Origin of the sequence: Streptomyces beigongshangae, assembly GCF_019710745.1 — a bacterium.
Classification (GTDB): Bacteria; Actinomycetota; Actinomycetes; order Streptomycetales; family Streptomycetaceae; genus Streptomyces; species Streptomyces beigongshangae.
Genome location: NZ_JAHKJW010000049.1, coordinates 30,326 through 50,320, shown reverse-complemented (window position 1 = coordinate 50,320; position 19,995 = coordinate 30,326). Strand labels below are relative to the sequence as shown.

The 19,995-nt window shown below is 71.3% G+C and carries 16 protein-coding genes and 1 pseudogene; 12 read left to right on the top strand and 5 right to left on the bottom strand.

The window, feature by feature from the left end:
- Window positions 1-322: 322 nt before the first annotated feature.
- Window positions 323-952, bottom strand: coding sequence for a malonic semialdehyde reductase (locus KM933_RS29895; RefSeq protein WP_221357962.1), 630 nt, complete (start codon window positions 950-952; stop codon window positions 323-325).
- A 259-nt stretch (window positions 953-1,211) separates the two neighbouring features.
- Between KM933_RS29895 and KM933_RS29890 the strand changes: the two genes are divergently transcribed.
- From KM933_RS29890 to KM933_RS29875, 4 genes and pseudogenes are all read left to right on the top strand, one after another.
- Window positions 1,212-2,156, top strand: coding sequence for a zinc-dependent alcohol dehydrogenase (locus KM933_RS29890; RefSeq protein ID WP_308013588.1), 945 nt, complete (start codon window positions 1,212-1,214; stop codon window positions 2,154-2,156).
- Window positions 2,157-2,518: 362 nt separating this feature from the next.
- Entirely contained in the window at window positions 2,519-3,880 is a 1,362-nt protein-coding gene (gene ccrA, locus KM933_RS29885; protein WP_260334366.1) for a crotonyl-CoA carboxylase/reductase, read from the top strand.
- A 348-nt stretch (window positions 3,881-4,228) separates the two neighbouring features.
- Window positions 4,229-4,912: a response regulator transcription factor gene (locus tag KM933_RS29880; protein WP_308013589.1), complete on the top strand. Its 684-nt coding sequence runs from the start codon at window positions 4,229-4,231 to the stop codon at window positions 4,910-4,912.
- Window positions 4,909-6,321, top strand: a pseudogene (locus tag KM933_RS29875) (HAMP domain-containing sensor histidine kinase); the annotation flags it as partial. The gene KM933_RS29880 and the pseudogene KM933_RS29875, both read left to right, overlap by 4 nt.
- A 350-nt stretch (window positions 6,322-6,671) precedes the next feature.
- On the opposite strand, the gene KM933_RS29870 reads toward KM933_RS29875, so the two are convergent.
- Complete coding sequence (locus KM933_RS29870; RefSeq protein WP_221357951.1) at window positions 6,672-8,822, bottom strand: MMPL family transporter; 2,151 nt, start codon at window positions 8,820-8,822, stop codon at window positions 6,672-6,674.
- Window positions 8,823-8,936: 114 nt separating this feature from the next.
- Between KM933_RS29870 and KM933_RS29865 the strand changes: the two genes are divergently transcribed.
- Window positions 8,937-9,284: an aldo/keto reductase gene (locus KM933_RS29865; RefSeq protein ID WP_308013587.1), complete on the top strand. Its 348-nt coding sequence runs from the start codon at window positions 8,937-8,939 to the stop codon at window positions 9,282-9,284.
- Window positions 9,229-10,503, top strand: coding sequence for an acyl-CoA dehydrogenase family protein (locus KM933_RS40380; protein WP_221357949.1), 1,275 nt, complete (start codon window positions 9,229-9,231; stop codon window positions 10,501-10,503). The genes KM933_RS29865 and KM933_RS40380 overlap by 56 nt, the downstream gene beginning before the upstream one ends.
- 223 nt (window positions 10,504-10,726) lie before the next feature.
- Here the strand turns inward: KM933_RS40380 and KM933_RS29855 are convergent, their stop codons facing one another.
- Window positions 10,727-11,404: an NAD(P)H oxidoreductase gene (locus KM933_RS29855; protein WP_308013585.1), complete on the bottom strand. Its 678-nt coding sequence runs from the start codon at window positions 11,402-11,404 to the stop codon at window positions 10,727-10,729.
- A 112-nt stretch (window positions 11,405-11,516) separates the two neighbouring features.
- On the opposite strand from KM933_RS29855, the gene KM933_RS29850 reads away from it, so the two are divergent.
- Window positions 11,517-12,494: an AraC family transcriptional regulator gene (locus tag KM933_RS29850; protein WP_430727386.1), complete on the top strand. Its 978-nt coding sequence runs from the start codon at window positions 11,517-11,519 to the stop codon at window positions 12,492-12,494.
- A 151-nt stretch (window positions 12,495-12,645) separates the two neighbouring features.
- On the opposite strand, the gene KM933_RS39795 is transcribed toward KM933_RS29850, so the two are convergent.
- Complete coding sequence (locus KM933_RS39795; protein WP_308013584.1) at window positions 12,646-13,254, bottom strand: TetR/AcrR family transcriptional regulator; 609 nt, start codon at window positions 13,252-13,254, stop codon at window positions 12,646-12,648.
- 174 nt (window positions 13,255-13,428) lie between these two features.
- Here KM933_RS39795 and KM933_RS29840 point away from each other — a divergent pair, with 174 nt between their 5' ends.
- The 4 genes from KM933_RS29840 (at window position 13,429) to KM933_RS29825 (ending at window position 16,328) form a co-directional block, all read left to right on the top strand.
- Window positions 13,429-14,400 carry an alpha/beta hydrolase family protein gene (locus KM933_RS29840; protein ID WP_221357943.1) on the top strand — a complete coding sequence of 324 codons (972 nt, stop codon included), beginning with the start codon at window positions 13,429-13,431 and terminating at the stop codon, window positions 14,398-14,400.
- 43 nt (window positions 14,401-14,443) lie between these two features.
- A complete protein-coding gene (locus KM933_RS29835) occupies window positions 14,444-15,040 on the top strand; it encodes an NADPH-dependent F420 reductase (RefSeq protein ID WP_221357941.1) in 597 nt (198 codons plus the stop codon).
- 479 nt (window positions 15,041-15,519) lie between these two features.
- Window positions 15,520-15,939 (top strand): aspartate 1-decarboxylase, encoded by a 420-nt coding sequence (panD, locus tag KM933_RS29830; protein WP_221357939.1) that lies wholly within the window; start codon window positions 15,520-15,522, stop codon window positions 15,937-15,939.
- Window positions 15,940-15,983: 44 nt separating this feature from the next.
- Window positions 15,984-16,328, top strand: a complete 345-nt coding sequence (locus tag KM933_RS29825; protein ID WP_221357937.1) for a GNAT family N-acetyltransferase — start codon at window positions 15,984-15,986, stop codon at window positions 16,326-16,328.
- 670 nt (window positions 16,329-16,998) lie between these two features.
- Here the strand turns inward: KM933_RS29825 and gndA are convergent.
- The gene (gndA, locus tag KM933_RS29820; RefSeq protein ID WP_221357936.1) at window positions 16,999-18,438 is read right to left on the bottom strand and encodes an NADP-dependent phosphogluconate dehydrogenase; all 1,440 of its coding nucleotides are present in this window, start codon (window positions 18,436-18,438) and stop codon (window positions 16,999-17,001) included.
- 327 nt (window positions 18,439-18,765) lie between these two features.
- Here gndA and KM933_RS29815 point away from each other — a divergent pair, with 327 nt between their 5' ends.
- Window positions 18,766-19,965, top strand: a complete 1,200-nt coding sequence (locus KM933_RS29815; protein WP_221357933.1) for a transglycosylase family protein — start codon at window positions 18,766-18,768, stop codon at window positions 19,963-19,965.
- The last annotated feature ends 30 nt before the right edge of the window (window positions 19,966-19,995 follow it).

The following is a 19,995-nucleotide window of genomic DNA, read 5'->3' as shown; positions in this document are numbered from 1 at the left end:
TTACGTCACGGCGAGAATGATGGAGGAAAAAGACAGGTAAAAAAACCGTAGTCTTTTGTGGTGACGGTGTGTGGTCAAGGCGCGGACGGGCGCTCACCGAATGTGTGTGGGGGGTGCCGAGTGGGTGGGGGGCACCGAATGGGTGGGGGCAACTCTCGGAATCATGGATAAATCGCCGTGCACCGCAATGTCAAGCGTTTGAGTCGTACGTCACGAACCACTCCGGCTTCGCGCGCGGGCCGGGCGCGGCGGCGGAACGGGGCACTCGCACCGAGTGCCCCGTTCCGCCGGAATGTCGGCGTCGTGCCGGGCTGATCCGCTGTCAGACCAGTTGCACGGCCTGCTCGTAGGACGGCCGCGCCCCCCGCTCGCGGAACGCGTCCTCGGCCGGGTGGCCGATGTTGACCAACAGGATCGACTTCCACCGGCCGTCGGGGAAGAACTCCTCGTCGACGGCGCGCGCGTTGAAGCCGCCCATCGGGCCCGCGGCCAGGCCCGCGGCCCGCACGGCCAGCACGAAGTAACCGGCCTGGAGCCTGGCGTTGAGGTCCATCTGGGCCACCCGCAGGGCCTCGTTGGCCTCCAGCATCGCCCGGAGCTGGGGGTTGGACGGGGCCAGGAAGGGAACGTATTCCGCGAACTGCGTGTCCGCCGCCAGCACCGCGGTGACCGGGGCCGACGCGGTCTGCTCGCGGTTGGGCGGCGCCACGCCGTCGAGGAGCCGGCGCCTGCCGTCCTCGGTGCGGACGTAGAGGATCCGCAGCGGGTTGATATTCGCCGAGGTCGGAGCCCACTTGAAGAGTTCGTAGATGGCCTGCAGGCGGTCGTCCCCGACCGGTTCGTCACGGAAGGCATAGGCCGTCCTGGCCTCGGTGAAGAGTAATGCCTGCCCTTCGGGGGAAAGCGCGTACAAGCTCTCGTCCACTTCGGAGACCAGGGTGCTGTCCGACATATCGAAATGCTCCTCATTCACGGTACACGCGGTGCTTGATTGCCTGGCACAGCGTACGCGTTCCATGAGCCCGTCCACAGACCGAACCCGCTGTGGTGAAGGGGTATTTGTCCGCTGCCGGAGGAAAATGGCGCAAGGACATCGGTGCGGTCTACCGCCGGGCTGATCACCTGTGGCAGGCTTCGGGCATGCGCCCGCCGACGATCCGCCGCGACGAGTGGGCGGTCCTTTGAGGGCCGCCGTGCTGACGGAGCCCGGCGTGCTGTCCGTGACCTCCGTGCCGGACCCCGGGTGCGGCACCGGAGAGGTGCTGATCAGGATGCGTGGCACCGGCCTGTGCGGCTCCGACCTCGCGGTGTACGAGGGACGGCGGCCCGCGCCGCGCCGGCCGTGGATCCTGGGCCACGAGGGAGCCGGCCGTGTGGCCGGGCTCGGCGCCGGCGTCGAGGGTCTGACGGTCGGTCAGGACGTGGTCGTCGAGCCGGACTACTGCTGTCTGGCGTGCCCGCCGTGCCGGGAGGGACGGACGTCGGCCTGTGCCGGCCGGGCCGCGGTCGGACTGACCGTGCCGGGGCTGCTGAGCGAGTACGCGGTGGCGCCGGCGGAGTTCGTGTGGCCGGTCGCGCCGGACGTGCCGCTGGAGGACCTGGTCTGCGTGGAGCCGGCGACCGTGGCATGGGCGGCGCTGCGCCGCTCGGGCATCGCGCCCGGCTCCTCCTGCCTCGTGACCGGTGCCGGCTCGCAGGGCCTGCTGCTGTGCCGGGCCCTGGTCGAGCACGGGGTGACGGTGTACGTCCAGGAGCCCAACGCGGGCCGCCTCGAACGGGCTTGTTCCCTGGGCGCGCTGCCGGCGCCGCCGGGCGGTGGGACGTTCCCGTACCTCTTCGAGACCTCCGGCGCCCCCGGAGCCGTCGAGCAGGGGCTGCGGCGCCTCGCCCGGCACGGCACCGCGGTACTGATCGGCCTCGACACCGCGCCGCTCCAGCTCTCCCCCCGTGACCTGGTGGCCGGGCAGGTCACCCTCATCGGCAGCATGGTCTACGACCACCCCGGGGACTTCGCCCGGACCGTCGGCGCGCTGCGCTCACCGTCGTCGTCCCCCCTGGGCGCGGTGGTCAGCGACGGCTATCCCCTGGACGACGTCGACGAGGCGTTCGCCGCGGCGGCCACCGCGTCGGGCAAGGTGTGGGTCGACCTCGGTTGACCGGCCGAGAAGGACCTCCCAGCGACACGGCGGGCCCGACCGGGCGGAACAGTGCGCGGATCCGGCCGCTGCCCCCCGTCCCGGCAGTCGTCCTGGCGGGCCTGTTCGTCTCCGCCCGACGTGCACCGTCCCGCCCGACGTGCACCGTCCCGCGTCCGGGTGGAGGCCGCGCACCCGCGGCCCCGGTCGTCGGTTCGGCGGCCTGATCGCGGGGCACGCCGCGACGGCCGTGCCCCGGGACACCCCTCACCCCACGGTGCGGACCCGACGACGGTGTAAGGGGGGTACCCCCCTGCACGGGGCCCGAAAATCTGGGGTTCCCGCGCTGACCTCGTCACTTTAAGGTGCGGTACGTGGAAGACATGACCAGTGCGCTCCTTTCCGAGGACGTCACCCGGCAGGACTGGGCCGGTGTCCGGATTCCCGACTCCTTCCGCGGCATCGTCACCCGCAAGGACGAGACCGACCTCTTCGAGGGGGTGGACTCGGCCGACAAGGACCCGCGGAAGTCGCTCCATCTGGCGGAGGTGCCGACCCCGTCGCCCGGCCCCGGTGAGGCGCTGGTGGCCGTGATGGCCTCCTCGGTCAACTACAACACCGTGTGGTCGGCCGTCTTCGAACCGCTGCCGACGTTCCGCTTCCTGGAGCGCTACGGCAGGCTCAGCGCGTCGGCCCGCCGGCACGACCTGCCCTACCACGTCCTGGGATCGGACCTGGCGGGCGTGGTGCTGCGCACCGGGCCGGGCGTCAACGCCTGGCGGCCCGGCGACGAGGTCGTCGCGCACTGCCTCAGTGTGGAACTGGAGTCCGCCGACGGCCACGGCGACACCATGCTCGACCCCGAGCAGCGCATCTGGGGCTTCGAGACCAACTTCGGCGGCCTGGCGGAGATCGCGCTGGTGAAGTCCAACCAGCTCATGCCCAAGCCCGCGCACCTGAGCTGGGAGGAGGCCGCCGCTCCCGGCCTGGTCAACTCCACCGCCTACCGCCAGCTGGTCTCCCGCAACGGCGCCCAGATGAAGCAGGGGGACAACGTCCTGGTCTGGGGGGCGAGCGGTGGCCTCGGCTCGTACGCCACGCAGCTCGTCCTCGCCGGCGGCGCCACACCGGTCTGTGTGGTCTCCTCGCCGCAGAAGGCCGAGATATGCAGGAGGATGGGCGCCGAGGCCGTCATCGACCGCGATGCCGAGGACTACCGCTTCTGGCAGGACGCCCACACCCAGGACCCGAAGGAATGGAAACGGTTCGGCGGGCGCATCCGCGAGCTGACCGGCGGAGAGGACGTCGACATCGTCTTCGAGCACCCCGGCCGCGAGACCTTCGGCGCCAGTGTGTACGTCACGCGCAAGGGGGGCGCCGTCGTCACCTGCGCGTCGACGTCCGGCTACGAGCACGTCTACGACAACCGGTACCTGTGGATGTCGCTGAAGCGCATCATCGGCTCGCACTTCGCCAACTACCGCGAGGCGTGGGAGGCCAACCGGCTGATCGCCAAGGGCAGGATCCATCCCACCCTGTCCAAGGTCTACTCCCTCCAGGACACCGGCCAGGCCGCCTACGACGTCCACCGCAACCTGCACCAGGGCAAGGTCGGCGTGCTGTGCCTGGCACCCGAGGAAGGCATGGGCGTGCGCGACGAGGAGACGCGGGCCCGGCACGTCGAGGCCATCAACCGCTTCCGGATCACGGAGGATCCGCCGCCGGAGGAGACGGCCACGGCCTGACACGGGTACCTGCTCACCCTTGGAGGACGGGTACCCGCTCACCCTTGGAAGGTTCGCTGCGCGATGCGCCGGCTCTTCCGCCGCACGGGCCTTGGCTCCGGCACCTTCGTCGTTCCCGGCACCGGGGCCGAAGCCGACACGATCCACGGCCGCGGCTGTCGCTTTCCCGCGGCCGGACCAACGACCGTCCCAGCCGAAAGCCACATGATCAACGGCTTCTGTCCGGACCTCCTGGGCATCCGTAGGGGCACGGCCCCCGGGCACCACAGCGGCGACGCTCTAATCCTGGTCTCAGGTTGATCGGGGACAATGAGCGGCAAAAGCATCGACTGGAGGGGGCGGGCCGACGTGCGAATCATGATCGCGGATGACGAGGCGGCCATCCGCGAGTCGCTGGAGCGGGTGCTCCAGGTCGAGGGTTACGACACCAGCACCGTTGCCAACGGTCTCGCCGTGCTCGACGGGGTCGGTGGCGACGCGCCGGATCTGCTGCTCCTCGACGTGATGATGCCCCGCCTCGGCGGGTTGGAGACCTGCCGGCGGTTGCGGGCCGCGGGCCGGGATCTGCCGGTGCTGATGCTGACCGCCCGCGACCAGGTCTCCGACCGGGTCGCGGGACTGGACGCGGGCGCCGACGACTACCTGCCCAAGCCGTTCGCCACCGAGGAGTTGCTGGCCCGGGTGCGGGCCCTGCTGCGCCGGCGCACGCCGGCCGACGAGGAGTCGCAGATCCTGTCGTTCGCCGACGTCCGGCTCGATCCCGACCGGTTCGAGGCGTGGCGGGGCGGGCGGCCGCTGCGCCTGACCCGGACCGAGTTCTCCCTCCTGCAGGTCCTCGTGCGCAACGCGACCCGGGTCGTGACCCGCGACGCGCTGTTCGAGGCGATCTGGGGCTTCGGCATGAGCTCCACCGCCAACAACCTCCAGGTGTACGTGAGCTACCTGCGCCGCAAGACGGAGGCCGAGGGTGAGCCGCGACTGATCTACACGCTGCGCGGCCTGGGATACACGTTGCGGGAGACTCCTCCGTGAACAGGCCCGCCGGCCGGGGCTCGCGCCGGCTGACCCGATGGTGGCGCCGGCGGTCCCTGCGGGCCAGACTGACGGTGATCGCGGCGACGGCCATCGCGGTCAGCGTGTTCGTGGCCTTCCAGGTGGCCAGTGAGCTACTGGACCGGGAACTGCGGGACACCAACGAGGGTCAGCTGCGCGCCGACTCCCGCGTCCTGGCGACGAACGCGGAGCGCGCCGGTCTGGCGCAGGTCCAGCTACCGCCGTATCCCGGATCCGGTCGGCTGGTGCGGGTCATCCTGCCCGACGGCTCGATCCGGACGCCGGCCGGCCAACCCGCGCTGCCCCCGGTCAGCGAGGGCGCCGGCCGCGTGGCGCAGGGCGCGTCGGCCGACCTGATGGAGTCGAACGACAGCGACGAGGACGGCTACCTCGTCCACACGCTGCGGGCGGGCGACGGTGCGGTCCAGGTGGCCCACGTCGTCGACGACAGCCCGATCAACCGGTTCGGGTTCGGCATGCTGTTGATCGGGCTGCTCTGTGTGGTCGGTGGCGCCCTTGTCGGGCGGACCGTGGCGCGGACCGGGCTGGCACCGATCGACCGGCTGACCGCCGCCGCGGTACGCGTCGCGCACACCCGGGATCTCGACGCCGACATCCCGGATGAGGGCGGTGGGGAGATCCGGCGGCTGATCCGGTCGATCAACGACATGCTCGCCGCGCTCCGGGACTCCCGGCAGGCCCAGCGGCTGCTCGCCGAGGACGCCGCCCACGAGCTGAAGACCCCGCTCACCAGCCTGCGCCTCAACGTCGAGCTGCTGATCCGGCTCGATCGGCGCGGCACCCTGGACAGCGCATTGCCGGCGGAGAGCCGGACCCGGCTGCTCAACGACCTCGGCGCCCAGGTGGCCGAGTTGAGCACCCTTGTCGCCGAGCTGACCGAGCTGGCGCGCGGTGACGTCAGCGACGAGAGCACCGAGGCGCTCGACCTCGCCGACGTGGTGGTGGCCGCCGCGACCCGGGCGCGTTCCCGCATGCCCGGCATCGAGGTCGCGCTCGACGTGACCTCTGTGTGGGTGAGCGGGCGTCCCGCTGCGCTCGAGCGGGCGGTGCTCAACCTCGTCGACAACGCCGGCAAGTGGTCCCCCGCGGACCAGCCGGTCCAGGTCCGGCTCCGTGCCGAGGGCGCGTCGGCGGTGCTCGAGGTCGACGACGCCGGGCCGGGCATCGCCGCCGCCGACGCGCCGCGGGTGTTCGACCGGTTCTACCGTGCCGACAGCGCCCGGGCGTTACCGGGATCCGGTCTGGGGCTGTCGATCGTGCAGCGGGTCGTCGACGCCCACGGCGGCCGGGCCACCGTCGCCCGCTCCGCACGCGGTGGCGCGCTGCTTCGGGTCGGCCTTCCGGCCGCGGCCCCGCCCGCCCCGATCGCNGCGGCCGGGCCACCGTCGCCCGCTCCGCACGCGGTGGCGCGCTGCTTCGGGTCGGCCTTCCGGCCGCGGCCCCGCCCGCCCCGATCGCGCGCCGCGGCGCCGGGGAGGACAGCGCGGTGCGCTGATCCGCCCCGGCGGCGCGGCGCAGGACAAGGGACGGCGGCCCCCGGACATGGCCCCGCGCGGCTCACCGTCGGGGCAGAACACTGCGGTGCCCCGGCCCCGGCCCCGATCCCGGCGAGGGCGAGGGCAAGGGCGCGGGACCGAAGGGCGGTGACCGTCGGGCCCGTGAAAAAACCCGGGACGGGCCTGGGGCCCCGTCCCGGATCTCGTCCGTGCCGCCGCGCTCACCGTTGCAGCGCGGGCTCCTCGTCACCGGCGAGCGGCTGCTGACCGTCCGGCAGCTCCGCCGCTGGACGGGACAGCCGGCTCGGCCACCAGATCCGGCGGCCGATCAGCAGGGTGAGGGCGGGCACCAGGACCGACCGCACCAGCAGGGCGTCGAGCAGCACGCCGAAGGCGACCAGGAACCCGACCTCGATCAGCATCACCAGCGGAAGTGTGGCGAGCACCGCGAACGTGGCCGCCAGGACCAGGCCCGCCGAGGTGATGACGCCACCGGTGGCGGAGAGGGCTTTGAGCATGCCCTCCCTGGTGCCGAGACGCACGGTCTCCTCCCGGGCCCGGCTGGCCAGGAAGATGTTGTAGTCCACGCCGAGCGCCACCAGGAACAGGAATGCCAGCAGCGGAACCGAATAGTCGACGCCCTTGAACCCGAGGATCGTGTCGAAGACGAACACGCTGCCGCCGAAGGCCGCGGCGAATGAGACGATCACGGTGGCCATCAGGAGCAGCGGGGCCAGGACCGCGCGCAGCAGCAGCCCGAGGACGATCAGGACGACGGCGAGCACCAGCGGGATCACCAGCTTCTCGTCGCGCTCGGTGGTCACCTCGGTGTCGAGGTTCTCCGCACTCGGCCCGCCGACGATCGCCTCCGCCCCGCTCACCGCGTGCACGGCGGTGCGCACCCGCTTGACCGTGTCGTACTCTGCGACGGTGTCCGGCGCGTCCTTCGGGAACACCGAGATGTCGGCCCAGCCACCGCTGGTCTGTTCCGGGACGGCCAGGGCCACACCGCGAGTGTCCCTGACGACGTCGAGCACCCGCTCCTGGTGCGCCGGCCGCGTGAAGATCGTCATCGGCTGGCCGCCGAGCTCCGGGAAGTGCTGGCGGAGAACGGTGAAGCCGGTGACCGACTCCGGCGCGGACAGGAACTGGTCCTGCTCCCGCAGGGCGCCGGTGTTGCCCGCCAGCCCGAGGGCGAGCACGCCGAGGACTCCGAGCGAGCCGAGCGCCGCCACCCACCGGCGGCGGCTGATGGCGCTGCCGAGCCGTCCCCACAGCCCCGGCTTCTCCTCCACGGCCGTGCTGAACCGCGGGATGGCCGGCCAGAAGATCCGCCTGCCGAGCACCACGAGCACCGCCGGGAACAGCGTCAGCATGGCCACCAGCGCGCACAGGATGCCGGCCGCACCGATCGGGCCCAACCCGCTGGTGCTGTTCAGGTCCGCGACGAGCAGGCAGAGCAGGCCGGCGACCACGGTGGCCGCGGACGCGACGACGGCCGGCGCCGCGCCGCGCAGCGCGTGGACCATCGCGACCCGGACGTTCTCATGGTGGTGCAGTGCCTCCCGATACCGGGCGATGAGCAACAGCGCGTAGTCCGTGCCGACGCCGAACACCAGGATCGTCAGCAGCGCCGAGTTCTGGTCGTTGACCACGATGCCGAAGCCCTTGACGAGCAGGTAGACGGTCCCCATCGAGATCAGTGCGGCCGCGCCGACGGCCACCAGCGGGATGATCCACAACACCGGGCTGCGGTAGGTGAGGATGAGCAGGAGCGTGACGACGACGATGGTGGTGAGGAGGACCTGCACGTCGATGCCGTCGAAGACGGCATCCATGTCGCCGTCGATCGCGCCCGGGCCGGTCACGTCGAGTTCCAGGCCGGAGGGGCGGTCCTTCGCGGCGTCACGCAACGGGCCGACGATGTCCTCCGGTGCGCCGTAGGCCGTGCTCACCTCCAGGGTGAACATCATCGCCTTGCGGTCGGCGGAAGGGCTCGTCGGTGAGCCCTCGTCGTCCTCGCCGGCCGCCGCCGTCGCCTTCGGCGGGTACCGCTCGGCAAGGGTGTTGTAGTGGCGCTCGACCGTCGCGCGGTCGGCGTCGGTCATGCCGCCGGCACGGTGGTACACGAAGACGAACGTGTTGTCGTCACCGCCGGGGAGACTGTCGTCCAGCACCGCCACCTTGGTGGACTCGGCACTGGCCGGCAGGGTGTCCACGGGGCTGTCGGTGGTGACCGAGCTCAACTTTCCGCTCAGCGGCACCATGCCCGCCGCCAGCACCAACCACAAGCCGATCACCAACCAGGGCACCCACCGGCCCGCCAACCGACCGGCCGGCGCTTCCCCGGACGGCGCTGCGTCGACTGCCATCACTAGCCTCCTGCATACGGGTTGCATCGCTTGTCTGGATGGCTACTTCCTACCGAGCGAACCTGAGACGACTGTTAGTACGACAAGACCCTCTACCGCGACGGGGACCAGGCAGTGGTCGAACGCGTCCACGGGATCGCGGGCAAGCGGGGTCTGCCCCCGGCCCAGGTCGCCCCGGCCCGGGTCGTGCGCGACCCGGCGGTGACCTCGCCCGTCGTCGGGGTCACCAAGCCGGCCCAACTGGCCGACGCGGTCGCCGCGGTGGACGTCGAACTCGACGAGGACGAGGCCGCCTGCTTGGAGGAGCCCTACCGGCCGCACGAGACCGCCTACCTGGAGGAGTCCTTCTGCACGTCGCGCCCTGTGGCGGGTCCGAGGGTGTGGGGCGGGGTTCGGCGGAGACGCTGTGGACGTTGCCGTCGCCGGGCGCACGGAGCCCGCGCAGCACGTACTGCTTGGTGAGCACGCCGACCGCCCGTGCGCTGGCAGCCGGCGCTACCCGAGGAATAGATGTAGATCATGGAACGTTGCCTGGCGCATGATGACTAGAAGTACCGACGGCGCCTCCGTCCCCCTGCTCGATGCCGCTCGTACGGCGGCGAAGCAAGCAGCGGTCGAAGCCGCGGCGACCGAGCGGGATCGGCGGATCACCGACGTGAGTGCCACCGCCGCCCGGGCTGCGGGCGCGTTCGCCTTGGGCGTCCGCCGATCCGACGGAGGGATCGAGGCCGACCTCAGCACGAGGGTGCGGTTCCTGGCCGAGCTCGGACGGGGCTGCCCGTCGACGGCCTGGGTCGCGGCCACGACCTACGAAGCGAAGCGGTTGTTGCAGATCGGCACGTCGGACGAGGCATACGCGGATGCGTTTCGCGATGTCGACAGCGTGGTGTGCTCTTCTGCCCGGCCGGGGACAGCCGTCCGTGAGCCCGGCGGGCTGCGCATCTCCGGCCGATGGTCGTACGCCTCGGGGTGTGAACTCGCCGAATGGGCGATGCTGTCCGTGCGACTGCCCGGGGAGGGTGACCGCCCGCCGCAGCCGGCCGCGGTGTTCGCCCGCACCCGGGATCTGACCGTCGACCGGGACTGGCACATGGCGGGACTGGGCGGCACCGGAAGCCACACTCTCGTCGGCGACGACGTGTGGATCCCCGATTCCCATGTCCTCGACCTGCCCCGGATCGCCGCCGCGCTGTCCAACATCGCAATCGCGGTCGGGCTGTTCGCTCCCCTGTGGGGTGCCGCGCGCGGCGCCCTCGACATCGTGGTCGACGTCCTCGCCAAGCGGACGTCACCGAACCCCGCCCACCCCACGCTGGCCGACTCTCCCGGTGCCCGGAGGAACCTCGCCGTCGCCGCGCACAGGATCGACACCGCTGAACGGCGCATGCTCGGGATCGCCGCCGCCGTCGACGCCACGCAACCCGGCGAGGTACTCGCGGCCGAAGAGCGCGCACGGCTCCGAATGGATCTGATCGCCGCTGTGCGGGAATGCCGCAGCGCACTGGAGGAATTGCTGGACCTGCACGGATCCACCGGTCTGGACAGCGCCAACCCCTTGCAGCGGTACTGGCGGGACTTCGCAGTGGGGACGCGGCACGTCCAGTTCACCTCCCACGTCGTCGAGGAGGACTACGGCGTGCTTCTGCTCGGCGTCGACGAAGCACCCTCCGGGATGCTCTGAGGACCAGCGCCTGTCTCTTTGACCGGTGAGTGCCTCGGGGGGGAGAGAGAGCCGCTGCTGGAACTTCTCCCGGTAGAGCGCAGGATCCTTCGACACGTCCGCTCCGGGCAGGGACGACTGCCCACTGATCGCCATGCCTGCGATGTGGCAGCCCGTGCCGCGTCGGCGAGCAGGGTGGCCGCACCCCGAAGCAGGCGACGGGGGCGGCACCCTCCTGGGGACGTCAGGCCGCTGCGGGTTCTGCGACGAACTTCTCCACGAACTCCCTTGCCCGCCGGTCGAGATCGGCGTACCGGGCTTCCCGCTCCGCACCCGTGAGGGCTTCGCCGACCAGGAGGTTGCCCTCGGCGTCGACGCGTTGCGGACGTTCCTCGGCGTCGGTGAGCAGGCCGACGGTGGAGTGGGCGAAGCCGCAGTAGTAGGCGATGCCTTCGCTCAGACCGGTTTCCAGGACGGTCTGCATCCCCTCCACGAGGGGATCGTCGGCGGTCGCACCGGCCAGGCCCAGCCACAGCATGCGCTTGCCGGCGAGGCGGGGCTTGCTGCGGCCGTAGGCGAACCCGTAGTTCCACACGCGGTCGATCCATCCTTTGAGGATGGCGGGCACGTTCTGCCAGTAGACCGGGAAGACGGCGACGACGACATCGGCGTCGAGTACGCGCCGCATATGAGCCCGCGTCTCGTCCGAGTATGCCTTTTCCCTGTTGCCCCAGTCCGGCTGGTCCGTGACGGTCATCCGCGGGTCGAACCCCTCGGCGTGCAGGTCGAGCAGGTCGATGCGGTATCCGGCGGCTTCGAGCCCGGCGGCGGCGCGGCGGGCCGTGTGCGCGGTGAGGGAATCGGGACGGTGGTGTGCGACGACCACCAGGGCTGTTCCGGCGTGGCTGTCGTGCTGTGACACGGTGTCTCCCGGTTGGTCTCGATGATGCGACACCTCCAGTACAGCCGGGGTGGTGTGGATGATCCATGAGAGAAAAGCTCCGAAACATAGGAGATCGTCTACGATGTGTGCCGTGGATCCCTTGAGCTCACTCCTGAACGGCATCCGGGCCGAAGGCTCGGTCGTCAGCCGCGCCGTACTGATGCAGCCCTGGACGATCCGCTTCACCGACGACGCACCGCTCACCATGATCAGCGTGCTGCGCGGCGGGGGCACCCTGTTGCTGTCCGACGGCACCGAGCGAGCGATCGGTGCGGGCGACACAGCCATCGTGCACGGCCCCGCTCCGTTCCATCTCGCGGACCACCCCACCGCTGTCCACACCTCCCGCACCACGTACGAGGTCGCCTGCTTCAGCGCGCCCGCCGAGCCCACCGAGTCCACCGCCCAGGAACTCGGCGGGATCCGCTGGGGCGACGACTCCGCGGAGGCGACCGCCCTGATCGTGGGTGCCTACCGCGCCCCGAGCCACCGCCACGAGCGGCTTCTGCGTGCCCTGCCGCCCGTCCTGGTGGTCAAGGAGGACGTGGAGGTCTGCGCCTGGCTGGAGACGGCTGCCGCCGACGCCGCCCGTTTCTCGGCCGGTTCGCAGGCGCTGATGGACCGGCTCCTCGACTGGGCCCTGGTGTGCACACTGCGCAGCTGGTTCGACCGGGCCGGTGCTGATGCGCCCAGCTGGTACCGGGGCCTTGCCGACCCGGTCCTCGCCCCCGCCCTGCAGGCATTCCACGACCGGCCCGCCGAGACCTGGACGGTGGCAGCCCTGGCCACTCGGGCCGGCGTCTCACGGGCGCTGTTCGCCAAGCGCTTCACCCAGCTGATGGGCCGCCCACCCCTCGCCTACCTCACGCAATGCCGCATGGATGAGGCCGAGGCGCTTCTGACCGACACCGACCTCGGCATCGCCCAGATCGGGAGATCCGTCGGTTATGCCGACGCCTTCGGCTTCAGTGCCGCGTTCAAACGCCACAAAGGTCTGAGCCCCAGCGCGTTCCGCGCCACGGCAGCCGGGGTCCCGGCCCGGCGGGCAAGGGCTCCTCGCGAGGTCTGACGAAACCGTTGGACGTCGTAACGGCTTCATCAGGAGGACGACGAGGCCGAGGCGCGTGCCTGCCGCGCCCGCTCCCCGCGTCGCAATCGCAGGACGGGCTCAGGCGACGCGGGCCGCGGCGATGCCGGTTGCGGCCGACGCGGCCCGCGTGTCAGCGCTCGAACTTGAGCGAGCCGTGGCCGACACGGGTCCTCTCGGCGATGCTGCGGATCAGGTTCAGCAGGTCCTCGTGCAGACGGTCGGTCATGCGGCCTTCGGCGACACTGCGTTCGAAGGATCGGTTGACGCCTCTGATCGCCGCACGACCGGCGGCCTCGAACGGGTCCTCCTGATCGGTGCCGTCGAAGGGGAAGTCGGTCCCGGGGGTCCGGCGCGACACCTCCACCTCGGCCAGCGCGACGACACCGGGATTGGCGAGCGCCATCGCGCGGGTCAGTGTCGCCTCCTCGTGGTCGAGGTGGTCCCGCAGGTCGCGCCACCACTTGTCGACGAGCTCGACGAAGTCGACGGACGGATCGGCGTGGTGGAGCGCGATGAGCCGCTGCTCGCGTTCGGCCGGCCATTCGGTGACGAAGTCGAGCTTGGAGGGGAAGTAGCCCGTCACCGTCCGCGGGGCCACGTCGGCGGCCTCGGCGATGTCGGCGATGGTCGTCCCCTCGTAGCCGTGTTCGGCGAACAGGCGCAGAGCGGTGTGCAGGATGTGGCGCCGACGGCGTGCCTTGTTCCGCTCCCGCAGTCCGGGACCGTTGCCTGCCGTCACCGCGCCCTCCCTCTCGTCGTTCGCCGTCACGCGATTTTTGCCATATACAGCATACACACCTCAACCGGCATAACTGCCTACTTGCGCAAACTTGCCTCTGGTGGCAAGATTTTCGTTGACGGTTCGACAATGTGTCCGAACGGACGGCAACTGCCCGCGGACCGCGCATAGGAGATGGTCTTGAACACTGCATACGCCGACGCATCCGGGTTCCCGGTCGGTGACCCGACATCGATCCTGAGCTGCAGCCCCGTCGTCCTGGACGTCCCGGACAGGCCCGTCCGGCTGGAGGTCAAGGTCACGGCGCCCGCGACGGGCACCGGGCTCCCGGTCATCGTGTTCTCCCACGGGCACGGCGGCGCGAACTTCCTGTCCTCGCTGCGCGGCTACGGCCCGCTCGTGGACTTCTGGGCCGCCCACGGGTTCGTCGTCGTCCAGCCGACGCACCTCGACTCCACCGTGCTCGGACTGCGCGAGCGGGACCTGCCCGACGCGCCACTCTTCTGGCGTGACCGCGCCCTCGACATGCACGCCGTCCTGGACCGTCTGCCGGAGATCCTCGGCGCCCTCCCCGGCCTGCCGGAACGCGTCGACACCAGCCGGATCGCGGCGGTCGGTCACTCGCTGGGCGGCCACACGGTGTCGCTGCTGATGGGCATGCAGGTCCTGGAGCCGCAGGACCCTCGGGAGAAGGACCTGTCGGACCCACGGCTGACCGCGGGTGTCGTCATCGGGGCCCCCGGCATCGCCGACGAGCACTTCGGTTCGTGGGCCAGGGAGCACTACCCGTCGCTGCAGTACCCCGACTTCGCGACGATGACCGGCACCACGCTGGTCGTGGCCGGCGACGAGGACCTGAACCCGAACTTCTCCAGCCGCCTGAGCTACCGGTGGGACGCCTACACGCACAGCCCGGGCGGTAACAAGACGCTGCTCATGATGTTGGGAGCCGGGCACCTGTTCGGCGGGATCTCCGGCTACGACGCGGCCGAGACCACGGACGAGAACCCGGCCCGCGTCGCCGCACTGCGCGCACTGGTCCTGTCCTACCTCCGGTCCCGACTTCTCGGCGACCGGTCCTGGGAGACGGCGCTCGACGTGCTCCCGTCCCTGCCGGTGCCTCTCGCCACGGTGGAGACCAGGTGAGTACGCGACCTCGCCCCCACCGAGGGCCGAAGGGGAGCAATCCGTGAACATCGCCGTCCTCGGCACCGGCAAAGTCGGCTCGACGCTGGGCGCACGCCTGACCTCGCGAGGCCACCGTGTGCTCTACGGATCCCGGACACCCGCGGGAGCGGACCGGCTCGACCACCGCAGCGCCGTCGCCTCCTGCGACCTCGTCGTCACGGCCCTGCCCGGCAGCGACGTGCTCGGCGTCCTGGACGGGATCGGGGACGAGGTGCTGGGTGACAAGATCCTGCTCGACCCCTCGGCGACGATCACCCCGCAGACCGCCACGGGGCACACCGGCGACGCGGTGGCCGTCCGGGTCCAGAAACGGTTCCCGCGCACACGCGTGGTGAAGACCCTCAACACGATGAACTTCGCCATCATGGTCGACCCGCTCGCATCGGTCCCCGCGGCCACCGTCTTCGTCAGCGGTGACGACGTCGCGGCGAAGACGGTGGTCACCGGCCTGCTCGGCGACCTGGGCTGGCCCGATACCGGCATCATCGACCTGGGCGGCATCGACACGGCCGCCGCGACCGAACAGGCCGGCTCGCTGTACTTCGCAACGGTGCGCGCCCTGGGCGATGCGAGGTTCAACCTCACGGTGTCGCGATGACGAGGACGGCACCGGAACCCGCCCGGTGACGCCTGCGGGCCGCGCATGCACCGGTGCGACGTCCGGGCCGTCATGAGGCCCTGGAACGCTCAGTTCCGCGACAGCGCCCAGTTCCGCGTCGAACGGCAAAGCCGCTGCACGGACGCCTGCTGCGCGCCGTCCTCGCCCGCCCCGGTGCACAGGACGGCGGGCGAGCGGCGGTGAGGACGACACTGCGCCCGGCCGTGCTGCGGGCGCGGACGGTCGTGCGTACCGAGCGCAGGCGCGAGCGGGTCCTCGTAGTGAAGGAGTTCCCGACAGGCGCGGTCGGCGACGAGCACGTCGGCCCTGACGGTGGGTCGGAAAAGTCGGCAACCGGTCGGCATGAGTCCTGGAGAACCTGGGGGCGGCTGCCCGGGCGTGCGTCTCGTTGTAGGGTGTCGAAACAGCCCTTGACCTGTGGAAATACAGGCAGGGAGCCTATCTGTGGGAGTGCCCCGATGTTGCGTACAATGTTCAAGTCCAAGATCCACCGTGCCACCGTGACCCAGGCCGACCTGCACTACGTCGGGTCCGTGACCATCGACGCCGATCTCCTCGACGCCGCCGACCTGCTGCCCGGTGAACTGGTCCACATCGTCGACGTCACCAACGGCGCCCGCCTGGAGACGTACGTCATCGAGGGGGAGCGCGGGTCCGGTGTCGTCGGGATCAACGGCGCCGCGGCCCACCTCGTGCACCCCGGTGATCTTGTGATCATCATCAGTTACGCTCAGGTCTCCGACGCCGAGGCCCGTGCGCTGCGGCCGAGGGTCGTGCACGTGGACGCCGGCAACCGGATCGTGACGCTCGGTACGGATCCGTCCGAGCCGGTGCCCGGCTCGGACCAGCAGCGCAGCCCGCGGTCCGTTCCGGCCTGAACTCCGGGCACGCCGGGTTCCGGCCGCACCCACGAGGAGAGTCCATGAGCGAGATCACCATCCGTGACGACCGGGCGGCGGGGCGCCTGGAGGCGTACGCGGGTGACGAGGTGGCCGGCCGCATAGCGTACTTCGTGCTCGAAAGCCCCGGCCGGGCGCTCGTTCCGGTCCACACCACCGTGGAGCCCGCGCACGAGGGCAAGGGGATCGCGGGCTCGCTCGCCCGCGAGCTGTACGCGATCTCGGAGCGTGAGGGCGTGCCGGTCGCTCCGCTGTGCCCGTACGTCGTGAAGTGGGCCGAGCGGCATCCGGACGTGGCGCCGGTCGCGGACCCTGCCCTGCTCGACGCGGCGAAGGGGTGGCTTGCCGCTCGTCCCGGCCGGTTCTGACCGGCCCGGTCCTCCGGTCTGACCGGCCCGGTCTTCCGGGCGGTCATCCGGGGCGGTTCCCGTGGTGCGGGTCGGTGAGGGCTGGTCGCGCGGTTCCCCGCGCCCCCGGAGGGGCGCCCCGGAAAGGCGCCCCGACGGGTACCGCCAGATGTACGGCCACCTGGCCCTCTGGGTCCCGCGAGGGAGTGAGTGCGGGCGACGGGGCAGGGTAGGCGGGGGAGAAGTCCAGAGTCGATGATCCCCATGGCTGGAGGACAAGATGACGCATCCGTTCCCCGACCCCGTGCGACCGGACCCCACGCCCGGACCGGGCCCCGACCGGCCGCAGCCGTTTCCCGACCCGGTGCCGACGCCGGACCCGACGCCCGGTCCGTCACCGAGCCCGGTGCCGCAGCCGCCCCCGAGGCCGGCTCCCGGCCCGGACCCGACCCCGGCCCCGGAACCCCAGCCGGGCCCTCTGGGCTGACGGCGCGGCAGAGCCGGCGGGTGGCCGGTGCGGACATGCCCGCACCGGCCACCCGCCGGCTTCTGCGGTCAGGACGCCTTCAGGGGGCGCACTCAGGGGCGTGGGGGACTGCACGGCCGAGCCCCACCCGACGCCCGCCCCACCCGGCCCCCAGCCCGTCACGAGCCCTCAGCCCGTCACGAGCCCTCAGCCGGACACGAGCCCTCAGCCGGACACCTCGGACCGGTCCCCGCCCCACAGCGTGTGGAACGACCCCTCCCGGTCGGTCCGCCGGTAGGTGTGCGCGCCGAAGAAGTCCCGCTGTCCCTGCGTGAGCGCCGCGGGCAGCCGCTCGGCGCGCAGCGCGTCGTAGTACGCCAGCGCCGCCGCGAACCCGGGCGTCGGCACCCCCTGCTGGACGGCGGAGACCAGCACCGCGCGCCAGTCGTCCTGCGCCGCCGCGATCTCCTGCGCGAACGTGTCGTCGGAGAGCAGGCTCGGCAGGTCCGCGCGCGCGTCGTAGGCGGCGCGGATGCGGTCGAGGAACGCCGCCCGGATGATGCAGCCCCCGCGCCAGATCGAGGCGACCGCGCCCAGGTCGATGTCCCAGCCGTACTCGGAGCTGCCGGCCGCGATCTCGTGGAAGCCCTGCGTGTACGACACGATCTTCGACGCGTACAGCGCCTGCTCCACCCGGTCGGCGAAGGCCGCCGCCTCGGACCCGTCCAGCGTGGACGCCGTCGGCCCGGCCAGCCCGCGGGACGCCTCGCGCAGCGCACCGTGGCCCGACAGGGAGCGGGCGAAGACCGCCTCCGCGATACCCGACACCGGCACGCCCAGGTCCAGCGCGATCTGCACGGTCCAGCGGCCCGTGCCCTTCTGCTCGGCCTGGTCCTGGACCACGTCGACGAAGGGCTTGCCCGTCGCCTCGTCCACGTGCGACAGGACCTCGGCGGTGATCTCGATCAGGTACGAGTCGAGCCGCCCGGTGTTCCAGGTGCGGAAGATGTCGGCGATCTGCGCGGGCGAGTAACCGGCCACGTCGCGCAGCAGCTGGTACGCCTCACCGATCAGCTGCATGTCGGCGTACTCGATGCCGTTGTGCACCATCTTCACGAAGTGCCCGGCGCCGTCGGGGCCGACGTGTGTGACGCACGGCGCGCCGTCCTCGGCCTTCGCGGAGATCTTCTCCAGCATCGGGCCGAGCGAGTCGTACGACTCGACCGGACCGCCCGGCATGATGCTCGGGCCGTGCAGCGCGCCCTCCTCGCCGCCGGAGATGCCCGCGCCGACGAAGTGGATGCCCTGCTCGCGCAGCTCGCGCTCCCGGCGCCGGGTGTCCGCGAAGTGCGCGTTGCCGCCGTCGATGATCATGTCGCCGGGCTCCAGGAGCGGGGCGAACTCCTGGATCACCGCGTCGGTCGGCTCACCGGCCTTCACCATGATCACCAGACGGCGGGGCCGCTCCAGCGCGGCCACGAACTCCTTGGCCGTCTCCGTCGCGACGAAGTCGCCCTCGCTGCCGAACTCCTCCACCAGCGCGTGCGTACGCGCCGCCGTCCGGTTGTGCAGAGCGACGGCATAGCCGTTCCGCGCGAAGTTGCGGGCGAGATTGCGCCCCATCACCGCGAGTCCCGTGACGCCGATCTGCGCTGAGTTGCTCATACGGTTTGGCTCCTAAGATCCTGTGATCACTGTGCCGGGCCCGCCCGTCGGCATCGCCCACCGACCATGCTGACGTGCCGCTTCCCGGACCGCACATCCTGCCCTGCCGACGGTGTGTACGCAGCAGAAGCGTCCTTGCCTCAGTGCTCCGGCGAACTCACGGCGAACCTCACCCCCACACCTGCCGCGGGCATACACACCAACGGCGGGCAACGAAGGTGCATTCCCGGTCACTTGGCGGAATGGGGCGGCCGACAGCCCTCTTGTCATGGCCTGTTAGCAGCGTTTACTTTGGCCGCTCCTGACGCTTGTCGAGGGGGCACCTTCATGGCCGTACGCGGCCGGCACCGCCGGTATCAGCCCAACAGGATCAACCGCGCGTCGCTCACGGTCACGGTGGGCGGTGCCGGGATGGCGATACCGCTCATCGGTACCGGCGTCGCGAACGCGGCCGACGTGGACACCTGGAACAAGGTCGCCGCCTGCGAGTCCACGAACAACTGGAGCATCAACACCGGCAACGGCTACTACGGAGGACTGCAGTTCAGCCGGTCCACCTGGGAGGCATACGGCGGCAGGGCCTACGCGGCACGCGCCGACCTCGCCACCAAGGACCAGCAGATAGCCGTCGCGGAGAAGGTCCTCAAGGGGCAGGGACCGGGCGCCTGGCCCGTCTGCTCGCAGCGGGCGGGGCTCACCCGCGGTGGCGACAGCCCGGACATCGACCCCTCCGGCACCTCCACGCGGACCACCGGGCGCAAGGCCGACGTACGGCCGCAGACCGCGCCGCAGTCCCGGGCCGGCACCGCCGAGATGTACACGGTCGTCCGCGGCGACACGCTCTCCGGCATCGCGGGCACCCGTGAGGTGCGGGGCGGGTGGCGAGGGCTGTACGACACCAACCGCGAGACCGTCGGCTCCGACCCCGACCTGATCGTCCCCGGCCAGCGGCTGAGCCTGCGCACGAAGGCCGCGCCGGGCACCGGAGGCACCCCCTCGGAAAAGGCCGACAAGGCCGGTAAGGCCGACAGGGCCGACAGGAAGCAGCGGACGCAGCAGAAGAAGCAGACGCAGCAGAAGAAAGCCGAGGAGAAACCGGAGAAGAAGGCCCGGTCGGTCACGCACGCCCTGTCCGCCCCGGTGAGCGCCGGGACCGGAACGCCGTACCACGCCACGGGCTCCTCCTGGTCGAAGGGCTACCACACGGGCGTCGACTTCCCGGTGCCCACCGGTACCTCCGTCAAGTCGGTCGCGGCGGGCAGCGTGGTCACCGCCGGGTGGGGCGGTTCGTTCGGCTACCAGGTGGTCGTCCGGCACGGCGACGGCCGCTACAGCCAGTACGCCCACCTGTCCGCGATCTCCGTACGGGCCGGGCAGAGCGTGGGCAGCGGCCAGCGCATCGGCCGCTCGGGCTCCACGGGCAACAGTTCGGGCCCGCATCTGCACTTCGAGGTGCGGACGGGGCCCGGCTTCGGCAGCGACATCGATCCCATCGCCTACCTGCGTGCGGGTGGCGTCAGGCTGTGATCACGGGACGGCGCCGCCGGCGCCCGGCCG